Annotated in this window: 21 protein-coding genes; 9 read left to right on the forward strand and 12 right to left on the reverse strand. The window is 70.3% G+C overall.

Annotated elements, in window-relative coordinates; genetic code table 11:
• Window positions 1-211 precede the first annotated feature (211 nt).
• From AAHG09_RS26985 to metG, 3 genes are read right to left on the reverse strand one after another with little or no spacing between them, the layout of a single operon-like run.
• Entirely contained in the window at window positions 212-1,015 is an 804-nt protein-coding gene (locus AAHG09_RS26985; RefSeq protein WP_342110619.1) for an MBL fold metallo-hydrolase, read from the reverse strand.
• Window positions 1,016-1,038: 23 nt separating this feature from the next.
• A complete protein-coding gene (locus AAHG09_RS26990; protein WP_342110620.1) occupies window positions 1,039-1,839 on the reverse strand; it encodes a TatD family hydrolase in 801 nt (266 codons plus the stop codon).
• Between the two features lie 23 nt (window positions 1,840-1,862).
• Window positions 1,863-3,440, reverse strand: coding sequence for a methionine--tRNA ligase (gene metG, locus AAHG09_RS26995; protein WP_342110622.1), 1,578 nt, complete (start codon window positions 3,438-3,440; stop codon window positions 1,863-1,865).
• A 923-nt stretch (window positions 3,441-4,363) separates the two neighbouring features.
• Here metG and AAHG09_RS27000 point away from each other — a divergent pair.
• The 3 genes from AAHG09_RS27000 (at window position 4,364) to AAHG09_RS27010 (ending at window position 7,499) form a co-directional block, all read left to right on the forward strand.
• Complete coding sequence (locus AAHG09_RS27000) at window positions 4,364-5,653, forward strand: hypothetical protein (RefSeq protein WP_342110624.1); 1,290 nt, start codon at window positions 4,364-4,366, stop codon at window positions 5,651-5,653.
• Between the two features lie 593 nt (window positions 5,654-6,246).
• Window positions 6,247-6,798 (forward strand): sigma-70 family RNA polymerase sigma factor, encoded by a 552-nt coding sequence (locus tag AAHG09_RS27005; RefSeq protein ID WP_342110625.1) that lies wholly within the window; start codon window positions 6,247-6,249, stop codon window positions 6,796-6,798.
• The gene (locus AAHG09_RS27010; RefSeq protein WP_342110626.1) at window positions 6,795-7,499 is read left to right on the forward strand and encodes an anti-sigma factor; all 705 of its coding nucleotides are present in this window, start codon (window positions 6,795-6,797) and stop codon (window positions 7,497-7,499) included. The genes AAHG09_RS27005 and AAHG09_RS27010 overlap by 4 nt, the downstream gene beginning before the upstream one ends.
• A 41-nt stretch (window positions 7,500-7,540) precedes the next feature.
• On the opposite strand, the gene AAHG09_RS27015 is transcribed toward AAHG09_RS27010, so the two are convergent.
• The 8 genes from AAHG09_RS27015 to AAHG09_RS27050 form a co-directional block, all read right to left on the reverse strand.
• Window positions 7,541-8,110, reverse strand: a complete 570-nt coding sequence (locus tag AAHG09_RS27015) for a fasciclin domain-containing protein (protein ID WP_342110627.1) — start codon at window positions 8,108-8,110, stop codon at window positions 7,541-7,543.
• A gap of 114 nt (window positions 8,111-8,224) precedes the next feature.
• The gene (locus AAHG09_RS27020; protein WP_342110629.1) at window positions 8,225-9,277 is read right to left on the reverse strand and encodes a DNA polymerase III subunit delta'; all 1,053 of its coding nucleotides are present in this window, start codon (window positions 9,275-9,277) and stop codon (window positions 8,225-8,227) included.
• A 379-nt stretch (window positions 9,278-9,656) separates the two neighbouring features.
• Window positions 9,657-10,367 carry a dTMP kinase gene (gene tmk, locus AAHG09_RS27025; RefSeq protein ID WP_342110631.1) on the reverse strand — a complete coding sequence of 237 codons (711 nt, stop codon included), beginning with the start codon at window positions 10,365-10,367 and terminating at the stop codon, window positions 9,657-9,659.
• 10 nt (window positions 10,368-10,377) lie between these two features.
• Window positions 10,378-11,610 (reverse strand): D-alanyl-D-alanine carboxypeptidase family protein, encoded by a 1,233-nt coding sequence (locus tag AAHG09_RS27030; RefSeq protein WP_342110633.1) that lies wholly within the window; start codon window positions 11,608-11,610, stop codon window positions 10,378-10,380.
• A gap of 142 nt (window positions 11,611-11,752) precedes the next feature.
• Window positions 11,753-13,123: a septal ring lytic transglycosylase RlpA family protein gene (locus AAHG09_RS27035; protein ID WP_342110635.1), complete on the reverse strand. Its 1,371-nt coding sequence runs from the start codon at window positions 13,121-13,123 to the stop codon at window positions 11,753-11,755.
• A gap of 161 nt (window positions 13,124-13,284) precedes the next feature.
• On the reverse strand, window positions 13,285-15,303 hold the full coding sequence (locus AAHG09_RS27040; protein WP_342110637.1) for a methyl-accepting chemotaxis protein: 2,019 nt from the start codon (window positions 15,301-15,303) through the stop codon (window positions 13,285-13,287).
• 446 nt (window positions 15,304-15,749) lie between these two features.
• Window positions 15,750-16,088 (reverse strand): ribbon-helix-helix domain-containing protein, encoded by a 339-nt coding sequence (locus AAHG09_RS27045; protein WP_342110639.1) that lies wholly within the window; start codon window positions 16,086-16,088, stop codon window positions 15,750-15,752.
• Window positions 16,072-16,719: a ParA family protein gene (locus AAHG09_RS27050; RefSeq protein ID WP_342110641.1), complete on the reverse strand. Its 648-nt coding sequence runs from the start codon at window positions 16,717-16,719 to the stop codon at window positions 16,072-16,074. Before AAHG09_RS27050 ends, AAHG09_RS27045 begins: the two co-directional genes overlap by 17 nt.
• Before the next feature lie 369 nt (window positions 16,720-17,088).
• On the opposite strand from AAHG09_RS27050, the gene AAHG09_RS27055 reads away from it, so the two are divergent.
• Together AAHG09_RS27055 and AAHG09_RS27060 are read left to right on the forward strand one after the other, a co-directional pair.
• Window positions 17,089-17,649, forward strand: a complete 561-nt coding sequence (locus AAHG09_RS27055) for a PAS domain-containing protein (RefSeq protein WP_342110643.1) — start codon at window positions 17,089-17,091, stop codon at window positions 17,647-17,649.
• A gap of 99 nt (window positions 17,650-17,748) precedes the next feature.
• Window positions 17,749-19,386 (forward strand): acyl-CoA synthetase, encoded by a 1,638-nt coding sequence (locus AAHG09_RS27060; protein WP_342110644.1) that lies wholly within the window; start codon window positions 17,749-17,751, stop codon window positions 19,384-19,386.
• Between the two features lie 471 nt (window positions 19,387-19,857).
• Here AAHG09_RS27060 and AAHG09_RS27065 read toward each other — a convergent pair whose 3' ends face one another.
• Window positions 19,858-20,022, reverse strand: a complete 165-nt coding sequence (locus tag AAHG09_RS27065) for a hypothetical protein (RefSeq protein ID WP_342110645.1) — start codon at window positions 20,020-20,022, stop codon at window positions 19,858-19,860.
• A 360-nt stretch (window positions 20,023-20,382) separates the two neighbouring features.
• On the opposite strand from AAHG09_RS27065, the gene AAHG09_RS27070 reads away from it, so the two are divergent.
• The 4 genes from AAHG09_RS27070 (at window position 20,383) to AAHG09_RS27085 (ending at window position 25,945) form a co-directional block, all read left to right on the forward strand.
• A complete protein-coding gene (locus tag AAHG09_RS27070; protein ID WP_342110646.1) occupies window positions 20,383-21,708 on the forward strand; it encodes an alpha/beta hydrolase in 1,326 nt (441 codons plus the stop codon).
• A gap of 599 nt (window positions 21,709-22,307) precedes the next feature.
• Window positions 22,308-24,572, forward strand: a complete 2,265-nt coding sequence (locus tag AAHG09_RS27075) for a TonB-dependent siderophore receptor (RefSeq protein ID WP_342110648.1) — start codon at window positions 22,308-22,310, stop codon at window positions 24,570-24,572.
• 88 nt (window positions 24,573-24,660) lie between these two features.
• A complete protein-coding gene (gene mazG, locus AAHG09_RS27080) occupies window positions 24,661-25,524 on the forward strand; it encodes a nucleoside triphosphate pyrophosphohydrolase (protein ID WP_342110650.1) in 864 nt (287 codons plus the stop codon).
• Between the two features lie 79 nt (window positions 25,525-25,603).
• Complete coding sequence (locus AAHG09_RS27085) at window positions 25,604-25,945, forward strand: hypothetical protein (RefSeq protein ID WP_342110651.1); 342 nt, start codon at window positions 25,604-25,606, stop codon at window positions 25,943-25,945.
• Window positions 25,946-25,951 lie beyond the last annotated feature (6 nt).

A 25,951-nucleotide genomic window follows, 5' to 3' on the forward strand; every position in this document is an offset into this window, starting at 1 on the left:
CAGAGGCCCGCCCGGCTACTTCGCCGGCCAGTCCCGCCGCTTGTCAGAAGATGGCTCAGCGCCCGGTCCACTTCCGCGGCCGGCGCCGATGAACCGGGGTATAGATCCACCATCCCGACCCGTCAACAGGCTTCTTGGCGGGAAAGCCGATTTTCTTGGACTCGGCCGACGACGGGCGTGTGACGCCCGATTCGCCCTTCGATTGATAGGGTCAGGCGTCGAGGCTGAGGTTCATGCCGTCATAGGCCGGCACGATGCTTTCCGGCAGGCGCGCCGCCAGGGTCGCGTAATCGAGATCGGTGTGCAGGTTGGTCAGCACGGCCCGCCGCGGCTTCACCTCGGCGATCAGGTCCAGTGCGTCCGAGACTGAGAAATGCGTCGGATGCGGCGTGTCGCGCAGGGCATCGATGATCAGCAGGTCGAGCCCGTGGAGCCGGGCCAAACTGGCGTCCGGGATCAGGCTGACATCGGGCATGTAGGCCGCGTTGCCGAAGCGGAAGCCCAGGGCGGCCTCGTTGCCGTGCTCGACGGGAAGCGCCTCCACCGTGATCGAGCCGCCCTCCCCCGGCAGCGACAGGTCGCTGTCGGCGGCCAGTTCGCGCAGGTCGAGGATCGGCGGATAGGCGCTCCCGGGGGGCGTCTCGAAGCAATAGCCGAACCGGGCGGTGAGCAGCGACCGGGTCAGGGCATCGGCGTAGACCGGGATGCGGCCCCGCATGGCGATGACCAGCGGGCGCAGGTCGTCGATCCCGTGGGTGTGGTCGGCGTGGGCGTGGGTATACAGGACGGCATCCAGGCGCCGCACGTCGGCATCGAGGAGCTGCTCGCGCAGGTCGGGCGAGGTGTCGACCAGCAGCGTCGTCCGCCCGGCCCCCGACACGCGCTCCACCAGGATCGAGCAGCGCCGCCGGCGGTTGCGCGGGTCCTCCGGATCGCAGGCACCCCAGCCGCTGCCGACCCGCGGGACGCCGCCCGACGAACCGCAGCCGAGGATGCGCAGGGTCAGGCTCGCCATCCGGATCTCCTGCTCCTAACCCGTCACGCGGCATCCGGACGTGGTCCGGCGGCCTTGTCGAACAATGCGAAAAAGTTCGCCGTGGTGATCCGGGCCAGCTCCTCCGGGGCGAGCCCCAGGGTCCCGGCCAGGGACCGGGCGGTGTCGGCGGTGTAGGCCGGCTCGTTGGTCCGCCCGCGATGGGGTTCGGGGGCGAGGAACGGCGCGTCGGTCTCCACCAGGATCCGGTCGAGGGGCACCGATCGGGCGATGGCGCGCAGGTCGTGCGAGCGCCGGAAGGTGACGATTCCGGAGAACGACACGTACAGCCCCAGCGCCACCCCGGCCTCCGCCAGCCGGGGGCCGGAGGAGAAGCAGTGCAGCACCGCCCGGAACGGGGCGCGGGCCATCTCGTCGGTCAGCACCCGCTCCATGTGGTCGTCGGCGTCGCGGGCGTGGATCACCAGCGGCAGGCCGGTCTGGCGGGAGGCCTCGATATGGGCGCGCAGCACCCGCTCCTGCACGGCCTCGGGGGCGGCGTCGGGGTAGTGGTAGTCGAGCCCCGCCTCGCCGATCCCGACGCAGCGCGGGCTGCCCTTGGCGAGCGCCGCGATCGTCTCAGCGGGCACGTCCGGCTCCTCGGCGGCGCCGTCCGGATGGGTGCCGACCGTGTGCCAGACTTCCCCGTGGGCCTCGGCGATCGCCCGGTAGGTGTCGGCCCGGGCGACCCGGGTCGAGATCGTGAGCATGCCGGTCACGCCAGCCGCCCTGGCGCGGGCGATCACGCCGGGCAGGTCGGCGGAGAAGTCCGGGAAGTCGAGGTGGCAGTGGCTGTCGATGAGCATCGGGTCGTCAGGCGGCAAGGGACTCAGGCAGCAGGGGCTTCGGGGCGCTCGAAGCGCGGGAAGATCGGCGCGGGGGCCGGGAGCGCCGTGCCGGGCACGAGGCGTCCCCCCTCCCCCACATCGGCGAGCTGGCGCCGGTCAACCGGCACCGCCAGCAGGTCGAGGAGTTTGGCCGCCGCCCCCGGCACGAAGGGCTGGGTCAGGATGCCGAAGACGCGCAAGCTCTCCAGCGTCGTGTAGAGCACCGCGTTCATCCGCGCCGGGTCGGACTTGCGCAACTTCCACGGCTCCTGCGCCGCGAAGTAGCGGTTCGCCTCGGCCACCACCGCCCAGATCTCGGCCAGGATGCTGTGCAGCGCCAGATCGCCCATCAGGGTGCGGGCCCGCTCCGGCAGGGCATCGGCCTGCGCCAGGAGTGCCGTGTCGGCCGCGTCGAGGGCGCCCGGATCCGGCACCGCGCCGTCGCAGTTCTTGGCCACCATCGAGAGCGAGCGCTGGGCGAGGTTGCCGAGATCGTTGGCGAGGTCGGCGTTGATCCGGCCGATGATCGCCTCATGGCTGTAGCTGCCGTCGCCGCCGAACGGCACCTCGCGCAGCACGAAGTAGCGCACCGGGTCGACCCCGTAGGTGTCGGCGAGCTCGAACGGATCGAGGACGTTGCCGAGCGACTTCGACATCTTCTCGCCCTTGGAGAGCAGGAAGCCGTGGCCGAAGACGCGCTTGGGCAGGGGCAGCCCGGCCGACATCAGGAAGGCCGGCCAGTACACCGCGTGGAACCGCACGATGTCCTTGCCGATGATGTGCAGATCCATCGGCCAGAATCTTTTTTGGGGGTTCTCCGGGTCGGGGAAGCCCGTCACCGTCAGATAGTTGGTCAGCGCATCGACCCACACGTACATCACGTGGTTCGGATGCCCCGGCACCGGCACGCCCCAGTCGAAATTGGTGCGGCTGACCGAGAGGTCCTTGAGGCCGGAGCGCACGAAGCTCGCCACCTCGTTCTTCCGGGTTTCCGGCCCGATGAAGCCGGGCTGGTCTTCATAGAGTTTCAGCAGCCGGTCCTGGTAGGCGGAGAGCCGGAACAGAAAATTCTCCTCCTCCATCCACACGACCGGCGTGTCGGTGGCGAGGCTGCGGCGGCTGCCGTCCTCCAGGAGGCGGGTCTCGGCTTCGTCGTAATAGGCCTCGTCGCGGACCGAGTACCAGCCGGCATACTTGTCGAGGTAGATGTCGCCCTTGGCCTCCATCCGCCGCCAGATTGCCTGGGCGGCTTCGTAATGGCCGGGCTCGGTGGTGCGGATGAAGCGGTCGTAGGCGCAGTCCATCCGGTCGGCCATGGCCTGGAACCGGGCGGCCGTGCCGTCGACGTAGGCGCGCGGGGTGGTGCCGGCCCGGGTCGCGGCCTGCTGGATCTTGAGGCCGTGCTCGTCCGTGCCGGTGGAGAACAGCACGTCGTAGCCGTCGAGCCGGTGGAAGCGCGCGATCGCGTCGGCGGCGATCACCTCGTAGGCGTGGCCGATATGGGGCGCGCCGTTGGGATAGGAGATCGCGGTCGAGAGGCCGAAGGTCTTTTGGGGCTGCGCCGGGGCGTTGGACGTCACGTCTGTGGTGTTCCGGATCATCGCGAAAAGCTGCCCGCGTTGTCGCGCGGCAGCGGCCGGGACGCAACCGGTGCAAGGCCCGCCCGGCACGACCCGGATACGGCCCCATCCGGACATGCGTCATCGTCCCCACCCGCCTGCGGTGCCGGGGGCATGGCCCAAGAACCTACAACCCGAGGGACGCGGGACGCCGCGGGAACCCAGGTGTCGGCCAAAAACGCGCGGGATCCGGTCCCCGCGGCGCCCGCGGCATCGACCGGGCATGGTCCCCGGCCGGTGCCGTCTTTCTCGTCGCGGTGTCTTCGCGACGGCCCGGTCCTGCGACTCGCCGGCAGACGGTCTCGGACGCGGTGCTGGCACCGCCGGAACCCGCAATGCGCTGTGGCCTTCCAGCCGTTTACCCGCCTCGTAGTGGACGGGTCCGCAGGTCACGTGGGGTCGGCCCAGAAGGGGGTCGGCGCGGGGGTCATTTCCTCCCCCCGCCGGGTTCAGCGTTGTTTCTCACGCCCCGCATCCGAGCACGCCCTGTACCGGTTCCGCCGCCCGGGGCGATGGCGGCTGAGAGCCACCGACGCGGGCACCGCCCCATCCGCAGACCCGCCCGGTCAGCCACCGGGCAGGCCCCCGAAGGACGCCCCGGGATTGCTCCCGGAGTGCCGCGGACAGGTGGCGGCTAATGAGCACAAAATAGGAACATTGTCAAGGGCTGCAGTGGTCCGGCGTAGTTCTACCCCAAGCCGCCATTCCGCTTCCGACCCAACCCAGCCGCGTGGACGAAGGGGCGGCACTTCTCAAAAGCGGACATCCGTCAGCGGTCCAGCATTCTCAACGCAGGGTAATTTACCGCCCTTGACCAGAAAATTCTATCTGTCCATCGTCCAGCTAAGGTTACCTCATACGAATTTCATCTGGATAGTGAAATAATGGGCGAATTGCTTTTTATATTATATTTTCCACTGATAGCCGGGGCTGTAGTAATAGGTTTATTTGTAGCGACTAATTGGCCAACTCACAAACCAAACATCGAAGGGGCTGCTAAAAGCGAGCCTCCCGGTAAAATCGTCGCCCTAATCTGCGTGGGGGTAATCACCAGCATCGGCGCCTGGTCATGGTACGAGTGGGAGCAGCTAAGACGCGATCCGTACGAGTTTTATTATCGCTTGACCGTAGATATTTCCGATAAAATGGGTCGTCCCGTCGGCATTGATGTTGTTGTCGGTTGCAACGGGCGCCGTGGCTACATCATCGGCGGCGGTTTAGGAAACAGAGGCAGGTCCATTGACCCCGTTCAATATGCTTGGGCAATTCCAGATGGCCATGCCTTGTCCATGGAGACTTTCCCTGGCAGTGATATGTATTCCGCTTGTCATGGAGGCACCACGGATAACGGGAGGATCGCTCGGGACTGGCTACCGTTCGTGATTTGGTACGACGACGCAAGCAGCCTCTCGCACGGCCTCGCCTACGTCACCCAGGATGCCTACGTCAGCCCGCGTGCGCAGATCGTCTTCCATGGTGCTCGGATCAATCGAGCCACCGCGTCGGAGTACAGGGCATTCAAGATGCGAGGCCCAGACAATCTGATCCCGCCTTACCTCCTTGATCAGAAGCTAACGGAGCGCATGGCAATCACCAGCGATGCCACTCCTGAGATGGTTGCGGATCCGACGAAAGCTTGGCGCAGAAGTGGTTCGCTCGTCTGCCGGGGTGTTGTCCGGGTGCCAGTGCCCCCCGTCGTGCGTGATGAATTATCCAAATGGCGACCGACAGGATCGGCAAAGTACTGGCACCTCGAAGACAGCCTGCCGGCCGCGATCTTCAGTGAGATCCCCACAAAGGACGTAGGCGACGGCATCTTCATGCGGCCAGATACACCTAAGTGGAGCGAGGAGCGCCCAAAAGTCTACCCCATGAGTAATGATGGCGACCTTAATCGACTGACAAAAGCCACGTTCGCGGACGGGTCGTATCACAAGGAGGTACGGATCGCTGCTGAAGACCTCGGATTTATGGACTGCGGGCGTAAGGCACCGAAACAGCTTGAAGCGGCAGTGACGGGGCGTCAAATAAAGCCGTTCGACTATGTTACGGAGACGTGCTTCATCAACGACCTTCTAATTGGTGAGCATAAAAAGTGCCAAACATATCGTTCTTCGGCATTCGCGTTTGAGGATAATGATTATGCAATTCATGAGCGGCAATTTCGACGCTGAGATAGGATAAAACGAAGTCGAATTGCTTAAGTTTTCCTCGGCTCGAAAAAAGATCGTAAACAAACTCTGTTTCTACGTCTGCTTTAATAGATCCGTCGCCCAAAAGCGGAACGACAAAAATCCACCCAGAGCCGAACTTACCAATCTGCCGACGCCTGCCCGCTTTCGGGAACGCCCGGATCGATTGCACAGACGGTTTGGGTCGATCCCAGCCCGCCCCTACCCCGACTCCATCAGATCCCCGAACAGCGACAGCACCACCGGCTGCCGTTTGAGGTTACAGATGGCCGCCTCTCGGGCGGCCGGGCCGAACCGCTCGGCAACCTCAACGGGGTCGCCGAGCGCGCATGGTGTGATCGCATCCGTTCTGCACGCCGCATCAATGCCTGGACCCTGCGCGGGACATCCGGTGCGGGTGATTCCGCGCCAATCCACTCTGCACCGGCAGAGAGCCATGGACTCGACGTCCGAAAATCCAATCCCGCGACCCGATCACCCCACCAAAAGTCTCGTCACGACGCCGAAGCTTGGTCTAAAGCAGGATCCGGATGGGCGTCCGATCGAAGGCGTCTCGACATCTGTGGGGAGCGACCTTGGCCGACGACGCCACGCTGCGGCGGCTGCTTGCGGGGATCGCCCGCGGAGAGGCGGACCGGCTGGCCGAACTCTACGATCGCACGAGCCCGAAACTCTATGGCCTGATCCTGCGTATCCAGCGCGATCGGGCCTCGGCCGAGGACGTGCTGCAGGACGTCTACATGCGCATCTGGCAGGCGGCGGGCACCTATAGGCCGGAGGCCGGGCCGCCGCTGCCCTGGCTCTGCACCATCGCCCGCAACCGCGCCATCGACAGCGTGCGGCGGGTTGTCGAACATCAGGGGCCGGACCTGGACGATGGCGAGGATTGGGTGGCGCGGCTGATCGATCCGCATGACGGGGGGGCGGCGTTCCTAGACCGGAGCGCCCTCCTGGCCTGCCTCGGCCGGCTCGATCCCCTGCACCGGGACTGCGTGGTGCTGGCCTATTGCGAGGGGCAATCGCGGGAGGACCTCGCCCGGCACTTCGACAGGCCGGTCAACACGATCAAGACCTGGCTGCACCGGTCGCTCGCCGGCCTCAAGACCTGCCTGGAGGCGGTCTCGTGAGCGGCGGCGGTGCGCCCGGCCCGGGGCCGATGCCCGATCCCGAGCTGCGGGCGGCCGAATACGCCCTCGGGACGCTCGACGCCCAGGAGCGGGCGGCCCTGGAGCGCGATGCGGCCGGCGACCCCGAGACGGCCGGCCGCATCCACGCCTGGGAGCGGCGTCTGGCGCCGCTGATGGGGGCCGTGCCGCCCGTGGCGCCGCCGCCGCGGGTCCGCGCGGCGCTGCTGCGCGCGCTGCCCGACGGGGCCGATGGGGCCGGGGACCAGCTCCGCCACCTGCGGCGCCGGCTGCGGCGCTGGCAGGTCGCGGCGGCGGGATCCGGCCTGCTCGCCGCCGGCCTCGCGCTGTTCGTGGCGATCGGCCCCGCCCGGAGCCCGGCGGGCGGGCGCTATCTGGCCGTCGTGCAGGGGGGCGGGGCGGTGCCGGCGCTGATCGTGCGGGTCGATACGCGGACCGGCCTCGCGCAGGTCCGGCCGGTCGGGGCCGATGCGCCCGCGGGGCGGAGCCTGGAACTGTGGTACGTCGGCGCCGAAGGCCCGAAGCCCCTCGGCCTCGTCGGCGGGGTCCCCAGCCAGGTGCGGCTGCCCCACGGCGCGGCGCCGGACGGGGTGATCGCCGTCTCGGTCGAGCCGCCGGGAGGCTCGCCCAGCGGCCAGCCCACGGGTCCCGTGATCTACACCGGCAAACTGATCGCCGAATGACCGGAGGCCCGCAGCCCTCGCGGGCCGCGGGCCTTTACGCCTTACGGCATCAGCACGGCGTTGATGACGTGGATGACGCCGTTCGACTGCATGACGTTCGGGATGGTCACCGTGGCGGTGTTGCCCTTCTGGTCGGTCACCAGGACCTTCTTGCCCTGCACCTCGACGGCGAGCGGCTCGCCCTCGACGGTGGTCAGCACGCCCTGTCCGCCGCCCTTCTTGGCCAGCGCCATCAGGTCCTTGGCGGTGTAGACGCCCGGGACGACGTGATAGGTCAGGATCTTCGTCAGCGTCGCCTTGTTCTGCGGCTGCACGAGGTTCTCCACCGTGCCCGGCGGCAGCTTGGCGAAGGCGGCATTGGTGGGCGCGAACACCGTGAACGGGCCCGGGCCGTTCAGCGTGTCGACGAGGCCGGCGGCCTTCACGGCGGCGACCAGGGTGGTGTGGTCCTTCGAGTTGACCGCGTTCTCCACGATGGTCTTCTGGGCGTACATCGGCGCGCCGCCGACCATCGGGTTCTTGGCGTAGGCCGCGCCGCTGGCGCCGAGGCCGAGCGCGAGGGTCAGGGCGAGCACCTTGGCGGTGCGGCGGCCGGTGTTCTGGGTGGGCATCGTGTTTCCTTCCGTCCGAGCCCCGACGAGCGGGGCAGCGCGCGTCCTTACGGGCCCGGCGGCGGGAAAGTTTCGCGGGGGTGATGCGAACGCGCGGGATCGCGACGAACCGCCCTACGCCACCTCCGCCAGGTCCCCGAACAGCGACAGCACCACCGGGCGCCGGTCGAGGTTGTAGATCGCCGCCTCCCGGGCGGCGCGGCCGAACCGCTCGGCGACCTCCACCAGGGCCGCGAGGCGCACCGGCGGCTCGTCGCGGCGGCGGTCGAGCTCGGCCGAGACGAAGCGCAGCACCGCGTCCTGGGCGGCCTCGAACCGCGCCTCCGCGTCGCGCCCCGCCAGGGTCTCGGCGAGCTTCAGCACCCGGCCCCAATCGGGATTGCGCGCCCGCGCCAGCAGGGTCTCCACCTCCGCCACGAGGCCGGCGGTCACCGGATCGAGCATCGCCAGCGCCCGGGCGACCGAGCCCTCGCTCAGCGCCACCGCCCGGGCGAGCGCCAAATCGTCGGGCTGCGGGAACGGCTCGGGCAGGGCGCGCACCACCCGGGCGACCTCCTCCGGCGCCAGCGGGCGCAGCATCAGCGCCCGGCAGCGGGAGCGGATCGTCGGGAGCAGCCGGCCGGGCTGGTGCGACAGGATCAGGAACAGCGCCCGGGGCGGGGGCTCCTCCAGCACCTTGAGCAGGGCGTTGGCGGCGTTGGCGTTGAGCTCATCGGCGCTGTCGAGGATGCAGACCCGCCAGCCGGAATCGGTGGCCGTCGACGCGAACAAGTCGAGCGCCCGGCGGACCATGTCGACCGCGATCTTGGTCGGCAGCGCCTTGGCGCCCGCCACCCGGTGGCGGCGCAGGGCCACGAGGTTCGGGTGCGACAGGCCCGCGACCTTGCCGGTGACGGGGTCGTTCGGCGCCACGTCGAGCCCGGCCGGCCCCCCGCCTCCGGGATGGGCGAGCAGGCGGCGGGCGACCCGGTAGGCCAGCGTCGCCTTGCCGATGCCGGGGGCGCCCGCGATCAGCCACGCATGGTGCAGGCGGCCCGCCGCGATCGACGCCGCGAAGGACTCCGCCGCGGCCGCGTGGCCGACGAGCGTGAGGGTCTCGCGCGGACGCGGGATGCCGGGCAGGTCGCCGGGCTCGACGTCGTCGGCGGCGCGGTCGATGGGCTTCATGGCGCGTCCCGAAATCTCGTCCCTGCGGGTCCCGCCCCTCTGGCGACCCCGCTACGGCTCCGCTTACAAACGTGGACGGGCGGCGCCCAGCGCCTCGGGGTCGGTCGCGCATCGGCCTCGCACGGTGGGCCTCACCAACCCACTCCGCGACGGCCGCACGCGGCCCGATGCGGCCGGGAGTGTAGAGAATGGTTCTCTCTCTGGCATTCTCCAGGAAAGCGAATGGCGAGTGGAGTGTACAGCTCCGCCTCGCCATTCATCCCATGATCTTGAGTTGGCTACACCTTAACGGGTGAATGCCAGGGACCGGCGGTAGCCCCCGCCGGTCCCACTCCCGAAGATAGCGCAGACGGAACGCGCCGCAAACCGTACGGCCCGGTCACGCCGCATCCCCCCGCGCGCCCTCCCCCGGCAGCAGATCCGGCAGCCGCGCCGCCACCGCGTCGCGGATCGCGGCCTCGACCGAATCGGGGTCGCGGCTCGCATCGATCACCGCGCAGCGCTCCGGCTCGGCCCGGGCGATCGCCAGGAAGGCCTCCCGCAGGCGGATGTGGAAATCGAGCTTTTCCGCCTCGAACCGGTCGGCCCCCTGCCCCGTCCGGGCGCCGCGGCCGGCCGCGCGGGCGAGGCCGGCCGCGGGGTCGAGGTCGAGGATCAGGGTGAGGTCGGGCCGGGTCGGGCCGACCACGACCCGCTCCAGGGCGTCCAGCACGGCGGCATCGAGGCCCCCGGCCGCCCCCTGGTAGGCCCGGGTCGAATCGATGAAGCGGTCGCACAGGACGGTCTCGCCCCGGCCGAGCGCCGGGCGGATCAGCCGGTCGAGGTGGTCGATCCGCGCGGCGCTGAACAGCAGGGCCTCGGCGAAGGGGCCGTAGGGCTTGGCGACCCCGCCGAGCAGCGCCGTCCGGATCTCCTCCGCCCGCGGCGAGCCGCCGGGCTCGCGGGTCACGCACACGCCGTGTCCGGAGCGCGCCCGCAGGGTCGCGGCGAGGCGGGCGATCTGGGTCGACTTGCCGGCCCCCTCCCCGCCCTCGAAGCTGATGAAGGCGCCCCGCGCGCCCGCGGAGCCTCCGATGCGTGGCAGGGTCACGGCAGCACGGTCACGACGGGTTGGCGGCCCCGGCCACGGCCTTGTCGCCCCCCTTGTCGCCCCCCTTGCCGGCCCGGTCGAGGGCCTTGCGCACGAGGCCGGTGCCGAATTCCAGCGCCGCATCCATCGCCCGCTGCGGCAGGGTGCCGGGCTCCACCGCGGCGCCGGCATAGAGCGGCTGATCGAGGGCGATCGTGTCGCCGCGCTGGACGCGCAGCACGCCGACCCGCTGGCCCTCCTCCACGGGGGCGACGAGCGGGCCGGTATAGATCGCCTTGGCGCTCACCCGGTCGCTGGAGCCGCGGGGCAGCAGCACCCGCACCGGCTTCTTGGCCACCAGCGGCACCGAGCCCGACTGGCCGCCGAACACCGAGGCCTCGGCCACGGTCTCGCCGGGCGCGAAGACCTGCCGGGGCTCGAAGGCGCGGAATCCCCATTCCATCAGCTTGCGCGCCTCGGAGGCGCGGTCGCGGGCGGTCTTCAGCCCCGAGACCACCAGCACCAGCCGCTGGCCGTTCTGCACCGCCGAGCCGGTCAGCGCGTAGCCGGATTCCTCGAGATAACCGGTCTTGAGCCCGTCCGCGCCGATATCGAGGGCGAGCAACGGGTTGCGGTTCTGCTGGCGGATCTTGTTCCAGGTGAACTCCTTCTCGGAGAAGATCTTGTAGTAATCCGGGTAGGTGTCGATGATGTGCAGGGCGAGCTTGGCCATGTCCCGGGCCGTGACCTTCTGGTCGGGCGCCGAGTAGCCGGTGGCGTTGCGGAAGGTCGAGTTGGTCAGCCCGATCTCTTTGGCGCGCTGGTTCATCAGCGCGGCGAAGGCCTCCTCGGACCCGGCCATGTTCTCCGCGATGGTGATCGCCGCGTCGTTGCCCGACTGGACGATCAGGCCGCGCAGCAGGTCCGACATCTTGATGCGGCTGTTGACCTGCGCGAACATCGACGAGCCGCCGCCCCCGGCCCCGCCCCGCTTCCACGCGTCCTCGGTGACGGTGAACTCCGTGTCCATGGAGAGGCGGCCGGATTTCAGCGCCTCGAACACGATGTCGGTGGTCATCAGCTTGGCCATGCTGGCCGGGGAGAAGCGCTCGTCGGCGGCCTTCTCGAACAGGACCGAGCCGGAATCGGCGTCGATCAGGATCGCGTGCGGCGCCGCGGTCTGGAAGCCCTGCGCGGCGGCATCGGCGAGGCCGGCGCCCAGCGCGCAGGCGGCCGCGAGAAGGGTGAGAAGAGTCCTGCGCATCGCCGCTCCGTCCCGCGCCTGTCATTCGACCGGTGGGGGCCGGCCGTATCCCAATAACAAGCGTGACCATATTCCAGTTTCGGCGACGGATCGAACGCGAAATGTCTCAGCGGCGGCCGAACCCGTGCCGCAGGCCGGAGCGTCAGTAGATCCCGGCCAGGCGCGACGGGCGCGCGCCGGCCGCCGCCGTCTTGGTCGGGGCCGCCTTCGGAGCGCCCTTGCCGGGCCCATCCTTGCCGGGCCCATCCTTGCCCAACACCGCCTTGGCCATCGCCGTCTGGGTGGGGGCCGTTCTGGGCGCCTTGGCGCTCGCCGCGACCGTCGCCGGGCTCGTCTGCGGTGCGGCCGCATGCAGCGAAGGCCGCGGCGGCGCGCCCCTGGCGGGACCCTTGTCCGAGGGGCCTCCGGCGGCCGGCGCCGAGGCGAGGCGCGCCATGGCCAGCTTGGCCGAACCCGGCAGCGGCGCGGGTGCCTGGGCGAGGCGCGCCGAAGCCGGACGCCGGCCGGCCTCCGCCAGGGCGAGGCGGTTTGCCGCGGCACCCTTCGCGGCCGAACCGTGGCCGGCCGCCGGCGCGGCGCCGATGGCGGCCGGGTTCAGGCCGGCGACCTTCAGGCTGGCGCCGGCGGCGACCGGCGCCGGGCGGAACTCCCGCACCCGCGGGGCGGTGGGCTGTACCGCCGCCGGGACCGTCACGGCGGCCGAGGCCAGCACGATCGGCGCGCGCATCGGCGCGGGCCGCGGCGCCGGCGCCGTCTCGGGCTCCGCACGCTCCTGGGCGCGCGCCTCGGCGGGCTTGAAGGCGAGGGGCGCGGGGGCGGAGCGTTCGTAGCGCTCGGTCTCGTCCGAGGGGCCGAGATCGGCCACCATCACGGCCGAGCGTCCGGCCGGACGGCCGTCGGTCCGGAGGCTCGCCAGCAGCTTGCGGTCGTCGCTGCCGGCGACCGAGGCCTTGCCGACATACTCGACGCGCACATGCGCGGTGCCCTGGCGGTGGAAGCCGAGGGCGCCGGCCGCCTCCTCGGAGACGTCCATCACCCGGCCGGCATGGTAGGGGCCGCGGTCGTTGACGCGCACCACCATCGAGTAGCCGTTGTCGAGGTTGGTCACCCGGGCGTAGCTCGGCAGCGGCAGGGTCGGATGGGCGGCCGCGATCGAGTGGCGGTCGAACACCTCGCCGTTGGCGGTCATGCGGCCGTGGAAGGCGGAGCCGTACCAGGAGGCGAGGCCCTCCCGTACGTAGCCCCGCGGGTCCTCCTTGGGCACGTAGGTCTGGCCGGCGACCACGTAGGGCTTGCCGGTGTAGCGGCGTCCGCCGCCCTTCGGGATGACGTCGCCCTCGTTGTAGAGGCGCGGGCTCGCCTTGACCCCGTATTTCGGATCGATGCCGTTGCCGCCGCCGGCGAGCTTCTGCTGGGGCTGGGTGGCGCAGTTGGCCGTGGCCAGGGCCACGCCCGAGACGGCCAGGAGCCGCAGGGCGAGGCGCGCAGGCCGGGGGAGCGTCGTGCGCACCATCGTGGGGATCACCAAACTCTACGCGTGACCGGGGTCCGGCGGACCGGAGCCGGCCGTGCGAAGAGGCACCGGCCGGGTCCACCCACACTTGTATCGGTCGCGTAAAGGAAGCCTGAACGCTATCGGCGGCCCCGGTTCAGGACAGGGGCTCAACGGGCCGGTCAGGCCGCGCGGACGGTCTCGAGGAAGCGGGCGACCTCCTGGCCGAGCCGGTCGGATTGCCGGGCGAGTTCGGTCGCGGAGGCCAGGACCTGCTGGGCGGCCGTGCCGGTCTGCCCGGCCGCATCGGCGACGCCGGCGATGTTGGCCGTGACCGCGTCGGTGCCGATCGCGGCCTGGCTGACGTTGCGCACGATCTCCTGCGTGGCCGCGCCCTGCTGCTCCACCGCCGCCGCCACCGAGCCCGTCACGGCGTTGAGGTCCCGGATGCGCTCGACGACGCCGCCGATCGCCGCGCCGGCCTGCCCGGTCGAGCCCTGGATGCGCGCGATGTGCCCGGTGATCGCCTCGGTGGCCCGCGCCGTCTGGCCCGCCAGCGCCTTGACCTCGGCGGCGACCACCGCGAAGCCCCGGCCCGCCTCGCCGGCCCGGGCCGCCTCGATCGTGGCGTTGAGCGCCAGCAGGTTGGTCTGGCCGGCGATCGAGGCGATCAGCCCGGCGGCCTCGCCGATCCGGGACACGGCCTCGGACAGATCCTGCATCAGGCCGCCCGTCCGGTCCGCCTCGCCGACCGCCGCCTGGGCGAGCCGCGACGAGCCCTCCACCTGCCCGGCGATCTCCTGCACGCTCGCGCCGAGCTGCTCGGCGGCCGCCGCCACCATCCGGACGTTGGCGGCGGCCTGCCCGGCCGCGGCGGCCACCCCCGCCGATTGCAGGGCCGCCTCGTCCGCGCTGGCGCTCAGCGTCCGCGCAGTCTCCTGCAGCGCCGCGACCGCGGCCGCCACCGTGCGGGTGACCGCGCCCACCGCCCGCTCGAACCCGTCGGCCAGGGCGAGCATCGCGCTCCGGCGCTCGGCCGCCGCCGCCTCGGCGGCGTGATGCCGGGCCTCGGCCTGCTCCTGCGCCTTATGCGCCACCAGCGCCCGGATGCCCTCCACCGCCCGACCGACCTGCCCGATCTCGTCCCGGCGCTGGGCCTCGGCGATCGTGGCGTCGACCGCGCCCGCGCTCATCCGCTGCAGCCCGCCGACCAGCCTGCTCAGCGGACGCGCCACGATGCGGGACATCATCTGGCTGACCACGAGGGCGACCACGCCCAAGGCGATCAGGGTCGACAGCGCCATGTCCCGGGCCATGCGCGTGATCGGCGCGACCGCCTGGGCGCGGTCGACCGAGAGTGCGACGTACCAGTCGAGGGACGGGGGCAGGTTCGGGACGCGGGCGAAGGCCGTGTAGGTCGCCCGATCCCCCTCGCGCGTCTCGGTCACGAGGCCGGGCGCGATCCTGGGGCGCGGCCCGGCGATCAGATCCGTGATCGGCTTGCCGACCAGATCCGTGCGCGGGTGAATCAGCACCGTGCCCGCACCCGACACGAGGTAGCTGTAGCTGCCGGTGCCGGATTCCTCGGCCTCCTCGATCATCCGCGCCAGGCCGGCGATGTCGAAATCGCCGCCGATCACGCCGCGCAGCGCGCGCGTCGCGTCCAGGATCGGTGCCGCCGCCGTAATGGTGATGCTGTCCTTATCGGCCGTCTCGCCCACCGACCGGTAGGGCTCGGTCAGGATCGCCCCGCCTGCCGACAGCGCATCCGTGTACCAGGGGCGCGTGCGCGGATCGTAGCCGTCGGGGGTCGGTGTCGCCGGCACTTCGCGGTAGGCGCCGTCCGGACTCCCCACATAGGTGCTGATGAAGGTCTCGCGCGGGACCGCGAGGCCGAGGGTCTCGTCCGCCTGCGGCCCGACGCCCGCGCGCGCGATCTGTTGCGCCATGATCTGGATCAGTTGCACCTTGCCGTGCAACCAGTTGCCGACGCTCTTCGCCGATGCGGCGCTCAGGTTCGCCATGTTCGTGTCGAGGCTCGCCCGCACGGTCGCGGATTGCGTGGCGTAGATGTAGCTCGCGCAGGCGACGAAGGATGCGCAGACGATCGCCAGGACGATCAGCGTCGCACGCCCGGACAATCCGATGCCGGAGCGCAGAGCGGCGCGGGGAAACACTGGATTCAGGGCGCGCTCGTTCAAAGGAAGGACTCGCGATCGACTGACATGATGTTGTGCTGATCGATCCTGATTCAGCAAAACATAAGGAAAATCAAGTCGCCCGGAGTTCGCGAATTAATACTGTCTCGACCGGCAAGTCGACAGAGTTTTTTGGAATGAGGATGGAATTATAGAATGTCATATTGATTTGAGGCGCATTCGGGCCCTGGCGTCCGCGCGGCCGGGCCGATCGAGCCGTGCCGGTCCGGGGGGGGGCGATGCGGCGGCTCGCGGACGGACGAACCGATCGCACGCTTGAGGCAGGGCGCCGTCGGGCCGTCGGGGGCGCTGCCCCTGGTAATCCGGGGTCGCCCGCGCGAAGCCCGTCGTTCAGACGGCATGACGCCATGGGCCGCTCACCCGGATGATCGGGTAAGCGGCCCATGGCGTCGTACCGTTCGGCGGGCCGTCGGCCCGGGGGGGCGGCCTCAGCGGCCCTGCGTCTCGGTCAGCTGCGTGATCGAGCGGGCGCCGCGCTGCTTGAACAGGAGGTCCAGGCCCTCCAGCATCAGGGCGTGCATCTTGGTCCGCTCGGCGAAGGCGAGGTCCCGGAGCTGGTCGTAGACCGGCGGTTCCAGATACACCGACATCTGCCGGGCCCGCTGCTTCAGCGTGGCCGCCGGCTTCGGCGCCGGGGGTGCCAGGGCCAGCGCGACGATCTCGGCACCCTGCGGCCGGGGCGCCGGGGCGGATCGGGCGAGGGGCTTCACCGGCGGGCTCGCCGAGGCGACGATCGCCGCGAGGCTGAGCTTAGGCGGCTTGGACATGCTGGCCCGTCCTCAGGGACTGCGTGCGGCGCTCGATCCAGGACCAGAGGCGGCGGACCTCCCCGGCGGCCTGACCCTTGGGGTTGAACTCGGTGACGCCCTGGCCGAGGCCGATCGCGTCCTGGTGGTCGGTGCGGGCGACGATGTTCACGTCGGGCAGGATGCCGAGCACGGCGAGCCCGTCCGCGGCGTCGCGGACCCGGTAGGAGCGCGGCGGCGTCTGGTTCAGCACGAAGGCGAACTTCTTCTCCAGCCGGTAGACCGCCGCCAGCGTCGGCTTGAACGCCCGCAGGTCCGCGGGGGTCGGCCGGCACGGGATGATGCAGAGATCGGCCGCGCGAATCGCCGAGAGCGTGCCGGTGGAATCGACCCCGGGCGTATCGATGAACACGTAGTCGTAGGCGGATTCGCGCAGGCGCTCCATCACGGCGTCGATCTGCGTGGCGTCGATCTGCGCCACCTCCGGGCCGTCGACGGTGCGGTGGTCGAGCCAGTCCGAGATCGTGGCCTGCCGGTCCATCTCCAGGATGCAGACCGTGTGCCCCGCCTCCCGGGCGGCCACCGCCAGGGAGATGCACAGCGTGCTCTTGCCGCTGCCGCCCTTCTGCGTGACGAAGGTGATCGCTTTCATCCTGGGCGTCCTCCAGAAGGCCCCGCGCATCCGTCCGGGCGCGTGCGACTCCTGGTCACTGCGCCGTCGGGGTCAACCTCAGGTGATCGAGTCGCACCTGTCTGCGATCACGAGCCCCTGGACGCCCCGACCCACGGTGTGTCGGTTATGGTTAACGGCTCGTTAAGATCGGGCGCGGCCCGGGCTGTACCAGCTGATCGGGTATCGCCCCCGATTGCTCAACTTTAGGTTAAGATATTTGTCCTGAAATGTGTCAAGAGACTTTCCATGAGCGTGGCGATACTCTAACTTATCTGCGCTGACAGTGAGGGGCGGTGGAGGTTGAAAACCTCAAGTTTAAAAATTCCGGACGCTCCTGCAAGGAATGGCATGGCCGAAGCCCCGATCCCGCAATCCGTCCTCGACGCCTCCGGGGTGGTCGGCACGTGGGTCCACGATTACTGGGCCGGGCAGCTGGCCCTCTCGGCGTCCTTGGCGGGGCTGCTCGGTCTCGACCCGGAGGCGGCCGCGAGCGGCGTCTCCCTCGAAACCTTCCTCGACCGCACGCATCCCGACGATCGCGTCCGGATCGAGAGCTACCTCCACGCGGCCGCGGCGATCGGCGGTTCGATGGAGGCGGAGTTCCGGACCCGGGACAGCCGCGCCGGCATCCGCACGCTGCTGATGCGCGGCCGGATCGAGCGCGATCCGGACGGCCGGGCCACGCGGGGGCGCGGCATCGCGATCGACCGGACCGAGGAGCAGGCGGTCAACCTCCTGCAGAGCGAGCGCGTGGTGAACCGGATGGCGGAGCACATCATCGCCCTGCGCGAGCTCGCCCGCGCCCTGCACCGGCCGGCGCTCACGGACCGGATCGAGCACCTGATGATCGAGATCGGCTTCGAGCTCGCCCGCTTCCTGCCGGAGCCCGAGGACGAATCGCGCCATTAGAGCCGGGTTTCCAAAGGGCTCAGCCCTTTCGAAACCACGACTGGAGCCGTCCGCGCCGGCAAGCTACTGTCCCGGCAAAGACTTGCCGGGAGGGACGGGATGGCCCGCGATACGATCTACGACCGCGACCTCGATCGCGGGCCGGCCAATTACCAGCCGCTGACCCCCCTGCTCTACCTCGACCGGGCCGCGCGGGTGTTTCCCGACCACGTCGCGGTGATCCACGGCACCCTGCGGCGGCTCTACCGGGACCTCTACGCCCGCGCCCGCCGCCTCGCGTCGGCGCTGGCGGCCCGGGGGATCGGCCGCGGCGACACGGTGGCGGCGCTCCTCGCCAACACCCCCGAGATGATCGAGTGCCACTACGGCGTGCCGATGACCGGGGCCGTGCTCAACACCCTCAACACCCGCCTCGACGCCGCCGCGATCCGCTTCTGCCTGGAGCACGGCGAGGCGCAGGTGCTGATCACCGACCGGGAGTTTTCCCGCACCGCCGCCGCGGCGCTGGAGGGATTGGCCACCAAGCCGTTCGTGATCGACGTCGACGATCCGGTCTATGACGGCCCCGGCGACCGGCTCGGCGCGACCGATTACGAGACGTTCCTCGCCGGCGGCGACCCGGAGCACGAGGGGTCCCTGCCCGGGGACGAGTGGGACGCGATCACGCTGAACTACACCTCGGGCACCACGGGCGACCCGAAGGGCGTGGTCTACCACCACCGCGGCGCGGCGCTGCTGGCGCTCGGCAACGTGGTGACGGGCGGGCTCGGGCAGCACCCGGTCTATCTCTGGACCCTGCCGATGTTCCACTGCAACGGCTGGTGCTTCCCCTGGACCCTGTCGATCGTGGCCGGCACCCATGTCTGCCTGCGGCAGGTGCGGGCCGACGCGATGTACCGGCTGATGGCCGAGCACGGGGTCACGCATCTCTGCGGCGCGCCGATCGTGATGCAGATGCTGATCAACGCCCCCGATGCCGAGCGCCGGGAGCTGGCCCGGCGCGTCGCCTTCTTCACCGCGGCCGCGCCGCCCCCCGAGGCGGTGCTCGCCGGCATGTCGGAGGCGGGGTTCGACGTGACCCACCTCTACGGGCTGACCGAGAGCTACGGCCCGGCGGTGGTCAACGCGTGGCATGCCGACTGGGACGCGCTGGCGGCCGACCAGCGGGCAGCCAGGAAGGCCCGCCAGGGCGTGCGCTATCCGGTGCTGGAGGCCCTCGACGTGCGCGATCCCGACACGCTGGAGCCGGTGCCCGCCGACGGGGCGACGATCGGCGAGGTGATGATGCGCGGCAACGTGGTGATGCGCGGCTACCTCAAGAACCCGGCCGCCACGCAGGCCGCCTTCAAGGGCGGCTGGTTCCGCACCGGCGACCTCGGGGTGAAGCACCCGGACGGCTACGTCCAGCTCAAGGACCGCTCGAAGGACATCATCATCTCAGGGGGCGAGAACATCTCGTCGATCGAGGTCGAGGACGCCCTGTTCAAGCACCCGGCGGTGGCGGGCGCCGCCGTGGTGGCCAAGCCCGACGCCAAGTGGGGCGAGACCCCCTGCGCCTTCGTGGAGCTGAAGCCCGGGGCCTCGCCCAGCGCCGACGAGCTGATCCAATGGTGCCGGGGCCGGCTCGCATCCTACAAGCTGCCCCGCCACGTGGTGTTCGGCGAATTGCCGAAGACCTCCACCGGCAAGGTGCAGAAGTTCATCCTGCGCGAACGGGCCCGTCAGAACGAGACCTGAGGCCCTGCCCGGCCCGCCGACAAAGTTCCGGTTTCGAAAGGGCTTGCCCCAGCCCTTTTAAGGTGTTTAGTCGGGGCAGGGGCGAGCGCTTCTTGTGAACGAAATCAGGCCCTTCTCTCTTGCCTGCTTCAACGCGCGCGGCTGAGCCTTTAGCGCGGCCGTTCTACGCCCGAGCGGCTGATCCCGGACGGCGCGCTCCGAAACAGCATCGTCGAGGAGCGACCAAGCCACTGCACGAGAAAGTGTTTTCGGGTAGAGCGCTGCGCCTGGGGGGCAGCGCTCCTACGCGATAGTACAGCTTCAAACACCTTAAAAGGGCTGGGGCACGCCCTTTCGCGGGTCCAGGGCGGAGCCCTGGTGCCGGACTTCGTCTGGGGCAAGACTTCGTGTGGGGCCGGACTTCGTCCGATCTCAGGGTTCCACCCTGAGCACCCGCCCAAGGGCTCGCCCTTGGGGAACCCCGGACTTCGATCAGTCCTGCGGCGGATCGCGACGGTCGGCGCGCACCGGGACGCGCACGGCCCGGAGGTCGGCCGCGATCTGGGCGAAGAACGCCTGGAACGACACCAGGCTGAACAGCGTGATGGAGGCGACCAGGGCGGCGGAGACCAGGGTCTTGGCGGTTGCGGGGTCCACGATGGAGGTCCTTAACTTCGGTCTCGCCCGAGGGATCCGCGGGTGGATCCGGGCGAGCGGCCGGCGAGCACGGCGTCGGCACGAACGGAAGGTGGGCGCGCGGGCGCCGTGGCGCCAGCACCGCCAAGGTCGCATCTGGCATGCGCCTGGGTTCGGGCATCGCCCTCTGACCTGTGCCGTGACGCGTGCGGCTTGAGCGCGCTTTGCGAGCGTGGTGACCGGCTCGTTACAAGACGTCGTGACACAACAGAGATCTCGGGCCGCGCAACCGGCTGATGTGCAGCTTTCTGCGGTGGCCGAGCGTTGCGTTTCCCGCAATAAGCGCCCGCGCGGGGCAAGGGCGCACCCGGGAGAAACGGCATGGCCGGCAACGGCATCGCGAACGGCGCCCGCGCGGCGCTGCTCGCCGTTCAGGTATGGGCCGTGGCCGCGGGGGCTGCCCACGCGCAGGGGACGGTGCCGGCCGACGTGCCGGTGCAGCGGTCTGCGCAAGGGCCGGCTCAAGGGCCGGCTCAGGGTCCGGCACCCGCGCCGGCCGCCCCGCCCCCGGCGTCATCCACCGGTCCGGCCCCGGCCGAGCCGGTGACCCGCGCGGGCTATTTCTACATCGGCGGCCGCTACCAGAAGCTTGGCGACAAGACCGTGATGGTCGGCCAGATGTTCGTGCAGTCGCGGACCCCGGCCCGGGTCACCCAGCCCTACCCCGTGGTGATGGTGCACGGGCTCGCCCAGACCGGCGTGAACTTCCTGGCCACCGCGGACGGGCGCCCGGGTTGGGTCCAGCGCTTCGTCGAGAAGGGGTTTCAGGTCTACGTGGTCGATCAGGTCGGGCGCGGGCGCTCGGGTACCAATCCCGAGGTCTACGGACCCTACGACCGCCTCGGGACCCGCAGCCTGGAGCGGACCCACACGGCCCCGGAGGTCTACGACCTGTATCCGCAGGCCAAGCTCCACACCCGCTGGCCCGGGGGGCCCGGCGTGCAGGGCAACGTCGCCTTCGACCAGTTCTTCGCGAGCCAGGTGCCGTTCCTGGCCAACAGCCAGCAGACCGAGGAATGGGTCGACCCCGCGCTGGTCGGGCTCCTCGAGAAGATCGGGCCGGCGGTCCTGCTCACCCACGGCCAGGCGGCCCTGTTCGGCTGGGCGGCCTCGGATGCCCGGCCCGACCTCGTGAAGGCGCATTTGGCGGTCGAGCCGAGCGGGCCGCCGTTCTTCGACGTGCAGTTCCGGGGCGGCAAGGATTTCTGGGAGAAGGCGGGCGACGGGCGCGCCCGCGCCTACGGGCTGACCCGCATGCCGCTGACCTTCGCGCCGGCCGTCAAGGCGCCCGAGGATCTGGTGGTCGTGCAGGAGGCCAAGGGAGTGGAGAGCAAGGGGGCGGAGGGCAAGGGGGCGGAGAGCAAGGGAGCGGACGGGCACGTGCGCTGCTGGCTCCAGGGCGAGCCCGCCCGGACCCTGCCGAACCTCGCGAAGGTTCCGACGGTGCTGGTGACCGCCGAGGCGTCGTTCCACGCCACCTACGATGCCTGCACGGCCGCCTTCCTGACCCAGGCCGGCGCCAAGCCCGACGTGATCCAGCTGGCCGACCGGGGCCTGCGCGGCAACGGCCACATGATGATGCTGGAGACCAACAGCGACGCCGTGGCGGACCTGCTGGCCGACTGGCTCGCGGGGCGGGTGAAGTAGGCGCCGGGCCCAGCCCTTTTAAGGGGTTTGGCGGTCTGATCGGATGCATCGCCCTTTTCCCGGGCGCATGCAGCGTCAGCGGAATGCGACCCGGGACCCAGCGCACGACGTCGCGAAGCGTCGATCGGGATCGACCTGTGCCGCTGGCGCGGCACGTCTCATGCGGGATCCGGATCAGGTTCCGCTGGCGCTCCACCTGTCCGGGAAAGGGCGCGCGGTGCCCGCGATGCACGCTCGGCCAAACACCTTCAAAGGGCTGCCCGAGCTCCCTCCTTGCGGGACTTCGACCCGACCCGGCCTGACGCCCGGCCCACCCTCCCCCGCAGAGAGGCGAGGGAGACCCGCGGCCGCCCGTCAGACCGACCCGACGACGATCCGCCTCTCCGCAGCCCCACCACCCAAGCGTGTCGCCACGGCAACAGCCGTCGCCAGACGCGCGAGGATGGCTTGCGGCCAAGCCTGGCCACGCGTACTCCGGGCGTAAGAAAACGCAATTTAAACAGTAGTTTAGCACAATTCTAAACAACCCGACAGCAACGCTGGAGCCCGTTCCGGCGATCGCGGTCGGCTGCCCGCTTCGTCCGACACGGCCAGGTCCCATGCGCGTCGCTTACCCCCACCCGAAGACCCGTGGCGCCGCCCTGCGCGCCCTCCTGACCGGCGCCTCGCTCGCCGTCCTGGCCCAGGCCGCGAGCCCGGCGCTCGCGCAGGACGCGACGCCGCCGCGCCGCGGGGCCGGCGCCAACCCCCCGGCCGGGGGCAGCGTGCAGCTCGATGAGCTGAGCGTCGAGAGCCAGGGGGGCGGCCCCGTCGTGGCCCGGGCCGGCGCCGGTGCGCGGGCGGTGGAGAGCCCGACCGGCCCGATCGACGGCTACGTGGCCCGGCGCTCGGCCACCGCCACCAAGACCAACACCCCGCTGATCGAGACGCCGCAATCGATCACCGTGGTCGGCCGCCAGCAGCTCGACACCCAGAACGCCCAGACCCTGACGCAGGCGACCCAGTATGTCGCCGGCACCTATGCGGGCACCTTCGGCGCCGACACGCGCCTCGACTTCTTCCAGCTGCGCGGCTTCGTGGTCAGCGATTACGGCCTCTATCTCAACGGCCTGCAGCTCCTGAACTACGGCTTCGCCTACAGCCGGGTGGACACGTTCGGGCTGGAGCGGATCGAGGTGCTGCGCGGCCCCTCCGCCGTGCTGTTCGGCGCCGGCAATCCCGGCGGCCTGATCAACCAGATCAGCAAGCGCCCGACCGAGAATCCGTTCGGGCTTATCGAGGTCGGCGGCGGCTCGTTCGACCAGCGCTACGCCGCCTTCGACGTCGGCGGCCCGGCCGACCGGGAAGGCCACTGGTTCACCCGGCTCACCGGCTATGCCCGCAACGGCGGCACGCAGGTCCAGGGCGCGCCGGACGACAGCTACTACATCGCCCCGGCCTTCACCTATAAGCCGGACGGATCGACCAAGTTCACGGTGCTGTCGAGCTTCCAGCACGACAACACGGCGGTGACAGCGAACTTCCTGCCCTATTACGGCACGGCGCGGCCGACCGTGCTCGGCCTGCGTATCCCGCGCTCCCTCAACGTGGGCGATGCCGGCTTCAACACCTTCCAGCGCGACCAGGCCTTCATCGGCTACGAGTTCGAGCACGTCTTCGACGACACCTGGGCGGTCCGCCAGAACGCCCGTTACGCCTACACGCAGAGCTTCCAGAACTCGTATATCGGCCAGCTCGGCTACACCGACCCGCTGCAGACCCAGCTCGGCCGCTACCTGTTCCGGGACAGCGCCAAGATCGCCCAGCTCGACGTCGACACGCAGGCCGAGGCCAAGTTCTCGGACGGGTTCTTCCGCCACGACTTCCTGATGGGCGTGGAGTACCGGAACTTCCAGATCCACGACAACCAGGCCTCGGGCTTCCCCGGCCCGGACCTGAACATCCTCGCGCCGGCTTACGGCCCGCAGGCGGTCTCGGCCTCGCCCTACCTGATCAACGCCAACGCGTTCCAGCAGGTCGGGCTCTACTTCCAGGATCAGATCAAGCTCACGCCGGAGCTGACCCTGATCCTCGGCGGGCGCCAGGACTTCGTCCAGAACACCGTCTACGACCGCCTGACGCCGTCGAACACCAACGGCCGCAACGACAGCGCCTTCACCTACCGGGCGGCGGCGATCTACAATCTCGACTTCGGCCTCGCGCCCTACATCATGTACGCGACCTCGTTCCAGCCGCAGATCGGCGTGGACATCAACAACCGGACCTTCCGGCCCGATACGGGCGATCAGGTCGAGGGCGGCGTCAAGTTCGAGCCGCCCGGCCAGGGCTACTTCCTGACGCTCGCCGGCTTCGACATCCACCGCAACAACGTGCTCACCCCCAACCCGGTGAACACGATCTTCCAGACGCAGGTCGGCGCAGTGCGCTCCACCGGCTTCGAGGCGCAGCTGGTCGCCAACATCGCCGACGGGCTCAACCTCGTGGCGTCCTTCACCAAGTTCGACTTCAGCACCATTCGGGATGCCGATCCGGTGCGGGTCGGCAAGACGCCGGTCAACATCCCGCAGACGCTCGCGTCGCTGTTTGCCGACTACACCATCCCGGTCGGGCCGTGGCGCGGCTTCGGCTTCGGCGGCGGCGTGCGCTACGTCGGCAGCTCCTTCGCGGACGTCGCCAACACCCTGCGGGTGCCCGATTACGTGCTGTTCGACGCGCAGGTGCACTACGATGTCGAGAACTGGCGTTTCCAGGTGAACGCCTCGAACATCGGCGACCGCCGCTACGTCGCCTCCTGCCAGTCGAACGTGTCGTGCTTCTACGGCGACGCCCGGCGGGTGCTGGCGAAGGTCAGCTACAAGTGGTGAGGTGAGAATCCAGGTTTCGAAAGGGCGTGCCCTTTGGAAACCCGGGACCTGTTGCCACGCGGCCGGGAACGGCTCTAACCCCATCGGCATGAGCGAGACACACGAGTCGGGCGACGGGTCGGCGGGGACGGAACTGGGCCGGCTCCTGCGCCTGATGGCGGCGTTGCGCGATCCCGTCCGCGGCTGCGCCTGGGACGTGGCGCAGACACCCGCCACCATCGTCCCCTACACGATCGAGGAGGCCTACGAGGTCGCCGACGCGGTGGCGCGGGGCGACCTCGCCGACCTGCGCGACGAACTCGGCGACCTGCTCCTGCAGGTGGTGTTCCAGGCCCGGATGGCCGAGGAGCAGGGCGCCTTCGCGTTCGACGACGTGGCCCGCGCTATCGGCGACAAGCTGGTCCGCCGCCATCCGCACGTCTTCGCCCCGGACGGGACGCTCCTGCCGGAGGGCTCGCCCTCACGCGACCCGGCGCAGGTCGAGGCGCAATGGGCGGCGATCAAGGCGCAGGAACGGGCGGCGCGCGGGGGCGCAGAATCCGCACCGGATCCGCTCGGCGGGGTCGCCCGCGCATTGCCGGCGCTGGCCCGCGCCGAAAAGATCTCCCGGCGGGCGGCCGGCTACGGCTTCGACTGGGACGACGCCGCCCAGGTGATCGACAAGGTCCGCGAGGAGACCGACGAGGTCGCCGAGGCCCTGGCGGCGGGCGACCGGCAGGCGGTGGCGGACGAGATCGGCGACCTGCTGTTCTCGGTGGCCAACCTCGCCCGGCATGCCGGGATCGACCCGGAGGCGGCATTGCGCGACGGCACCGCCAAGTTCGAGCGCCGCTTCGCCGCCATGGCGGCGCATCTGGCGGCGGCCGGGGGCGAACTCGGCCGCTCGGACCTCGCCGCCATGGAGGCCGCGTGGCAGGCGGTGAAGCGCGACGAGGCGGAGCGGGCCGGATAGGCCGGCGCGACGATCCTGCGCGGGGCGCGGCGCGTCCCGAGGGCTCGACAGGCCTCAACCCGCGGATATGTTGCCGCCCATGCGCTGCATCCTCCCCGCCCTCACCCTGCCGGTCCTCGCCGTCCTGGCCGCCACCGCCCTGCCCCGGCCCGCCAGTGCCGAGACCATCCTGCAGGGGCGGTTCGGCTGTCACACGCAGGAGGTCACCGACCGCCTGTTCAAGCTGGTCATGGCCGGCGACGAGTCGGGGTTCGGGCAGCTCCTGCAGGGCAGTCTCGCGAGCGGCGAGTGCCGGAACTGGAAGCCCGGCGAGGAGGTTCGGCTCGAATCCCGGACGATGAGCTACGGCTGCATCGCCCCGGCGGCCGGGCAGGACCGCTGCTACTGGACGCCGCTCAGCGCGATCGAGAAGCCGAACTGACGGCGG

Origin of the sequence: Methylobacterium guangdongense (assembly GCF_038442355.1) — a bacterium.
GTDB classification, from domain to species: domain Bacteria; phylum Pseudomonadota; class Alphaproteobacteria; order Rhizobiales; family Beijerinckiaceae; genus Methylobacterium; species Methylobacterium guangdongense.

Coding starts and splice junctions, on each gene's coding strand:
- AAHG09_RS26985 (WP_342110619.1), bottom strand. CDS start 1,015: ATGGCGAGCCTGACCCTGCGCATCCTCGGCTGCGGTTCGTCGGGCGGC.
- AAHG09_RS26990 (WP_342110620.1), bottom strand. CDS start 1,839: ATGCTCATCGACAGCCACTGCCACCTCGACTTCCCGGACTTCTCCGCC.
- AAHG09_RS27000 (WP_342110624.1), top strand. CDS start 4,364: ATGGGCGAATTGCTTTTTATATTATATTTTCCACTGATAGCCGGGGCT.
- AAHG09_RS27015 (WP_342110627.1), bottom strand. CDS start 8,110: ATGCCCACCCAGAACACCGGCCGCCGCACCGCCAAGGTGCTCGCCCTG.
- AAHG09_RS27020 (WP_342110629.1), bottom strand. CDS start 9,277: ATGAAGCCCATCGACCGCGCCGCCGACGACGTCGAGCCCGGCGACCTG.
- AAHG09_RS27030 (WP_342110633.1), bottom strand. CDS start 11,610: ATGCGCAGGACTCTTCTCACCCTTCTCGCGGCCGCCTGCGCGCTGGGC.
- AAHG09_RS27035 (WP_342110635.1), bottom strand. CDS start 13,123: ATGGTGCGCACGACGCTCCCCCGGCCTGCGCGCCTCGCCCTGCGGCTC.
- AAHG09_RS27045 (WP_342110639.1), bottom strand. CDS start 16,088: ATGTCCAAGCCGCCTAAGCTCAGCCTCGCGGCGATCGTCGCCTCGGCG.
- AAHG09_RS27050 (WP_342110641.1), bottom strand. CDS start 16,719: ATGAAAGCGATCACCTTCGTCACGCAGAAGGGCGGCAGCGGCAAGAGC.
- AAHG09_RS27055 (WP_342110643.1), top strand. CDS start 17,089: ATGGCCGAAGCCCCGATCCCGCAATCCGTCCTCGACGCCTCCGGGGTG.
- AAHG09_RS27060 (WP_342110644.1), top strand. CDS start 17,749: ATGGCCCGCGATACGATCTACGACCGCGACCTCGATCGCGGGCCGGCC.
- AAHG09_RS27070 (WP_342110646.1), top strand. CDS start 20,383: ATGGCCGGCAACGGCATCGCGAACGGCGCCCGCGCGGCGCTGCTCGCC.
- AAHG09_RS27075 (WP_342110648.1), top strand. CDS start 22,308: ATGCGCGTCGCTTACCCCCACCCGAAGACCCGTGGCGCCGCCCTGCGC.
- mazG (WP_342110650.1), top strand. CDS start 24,661: ATGAGCGAGACACACGAGTCGGGCGACGGGTCGGCGGGGACGGAACTG.
- AAHG09_RS27085 (WP_342110651.1), top strand. CDS start 25,604: ATGCGCTGCATCCTCCCCGCCCTCACCCTGCCGGTCCTCGCCGTCCTG.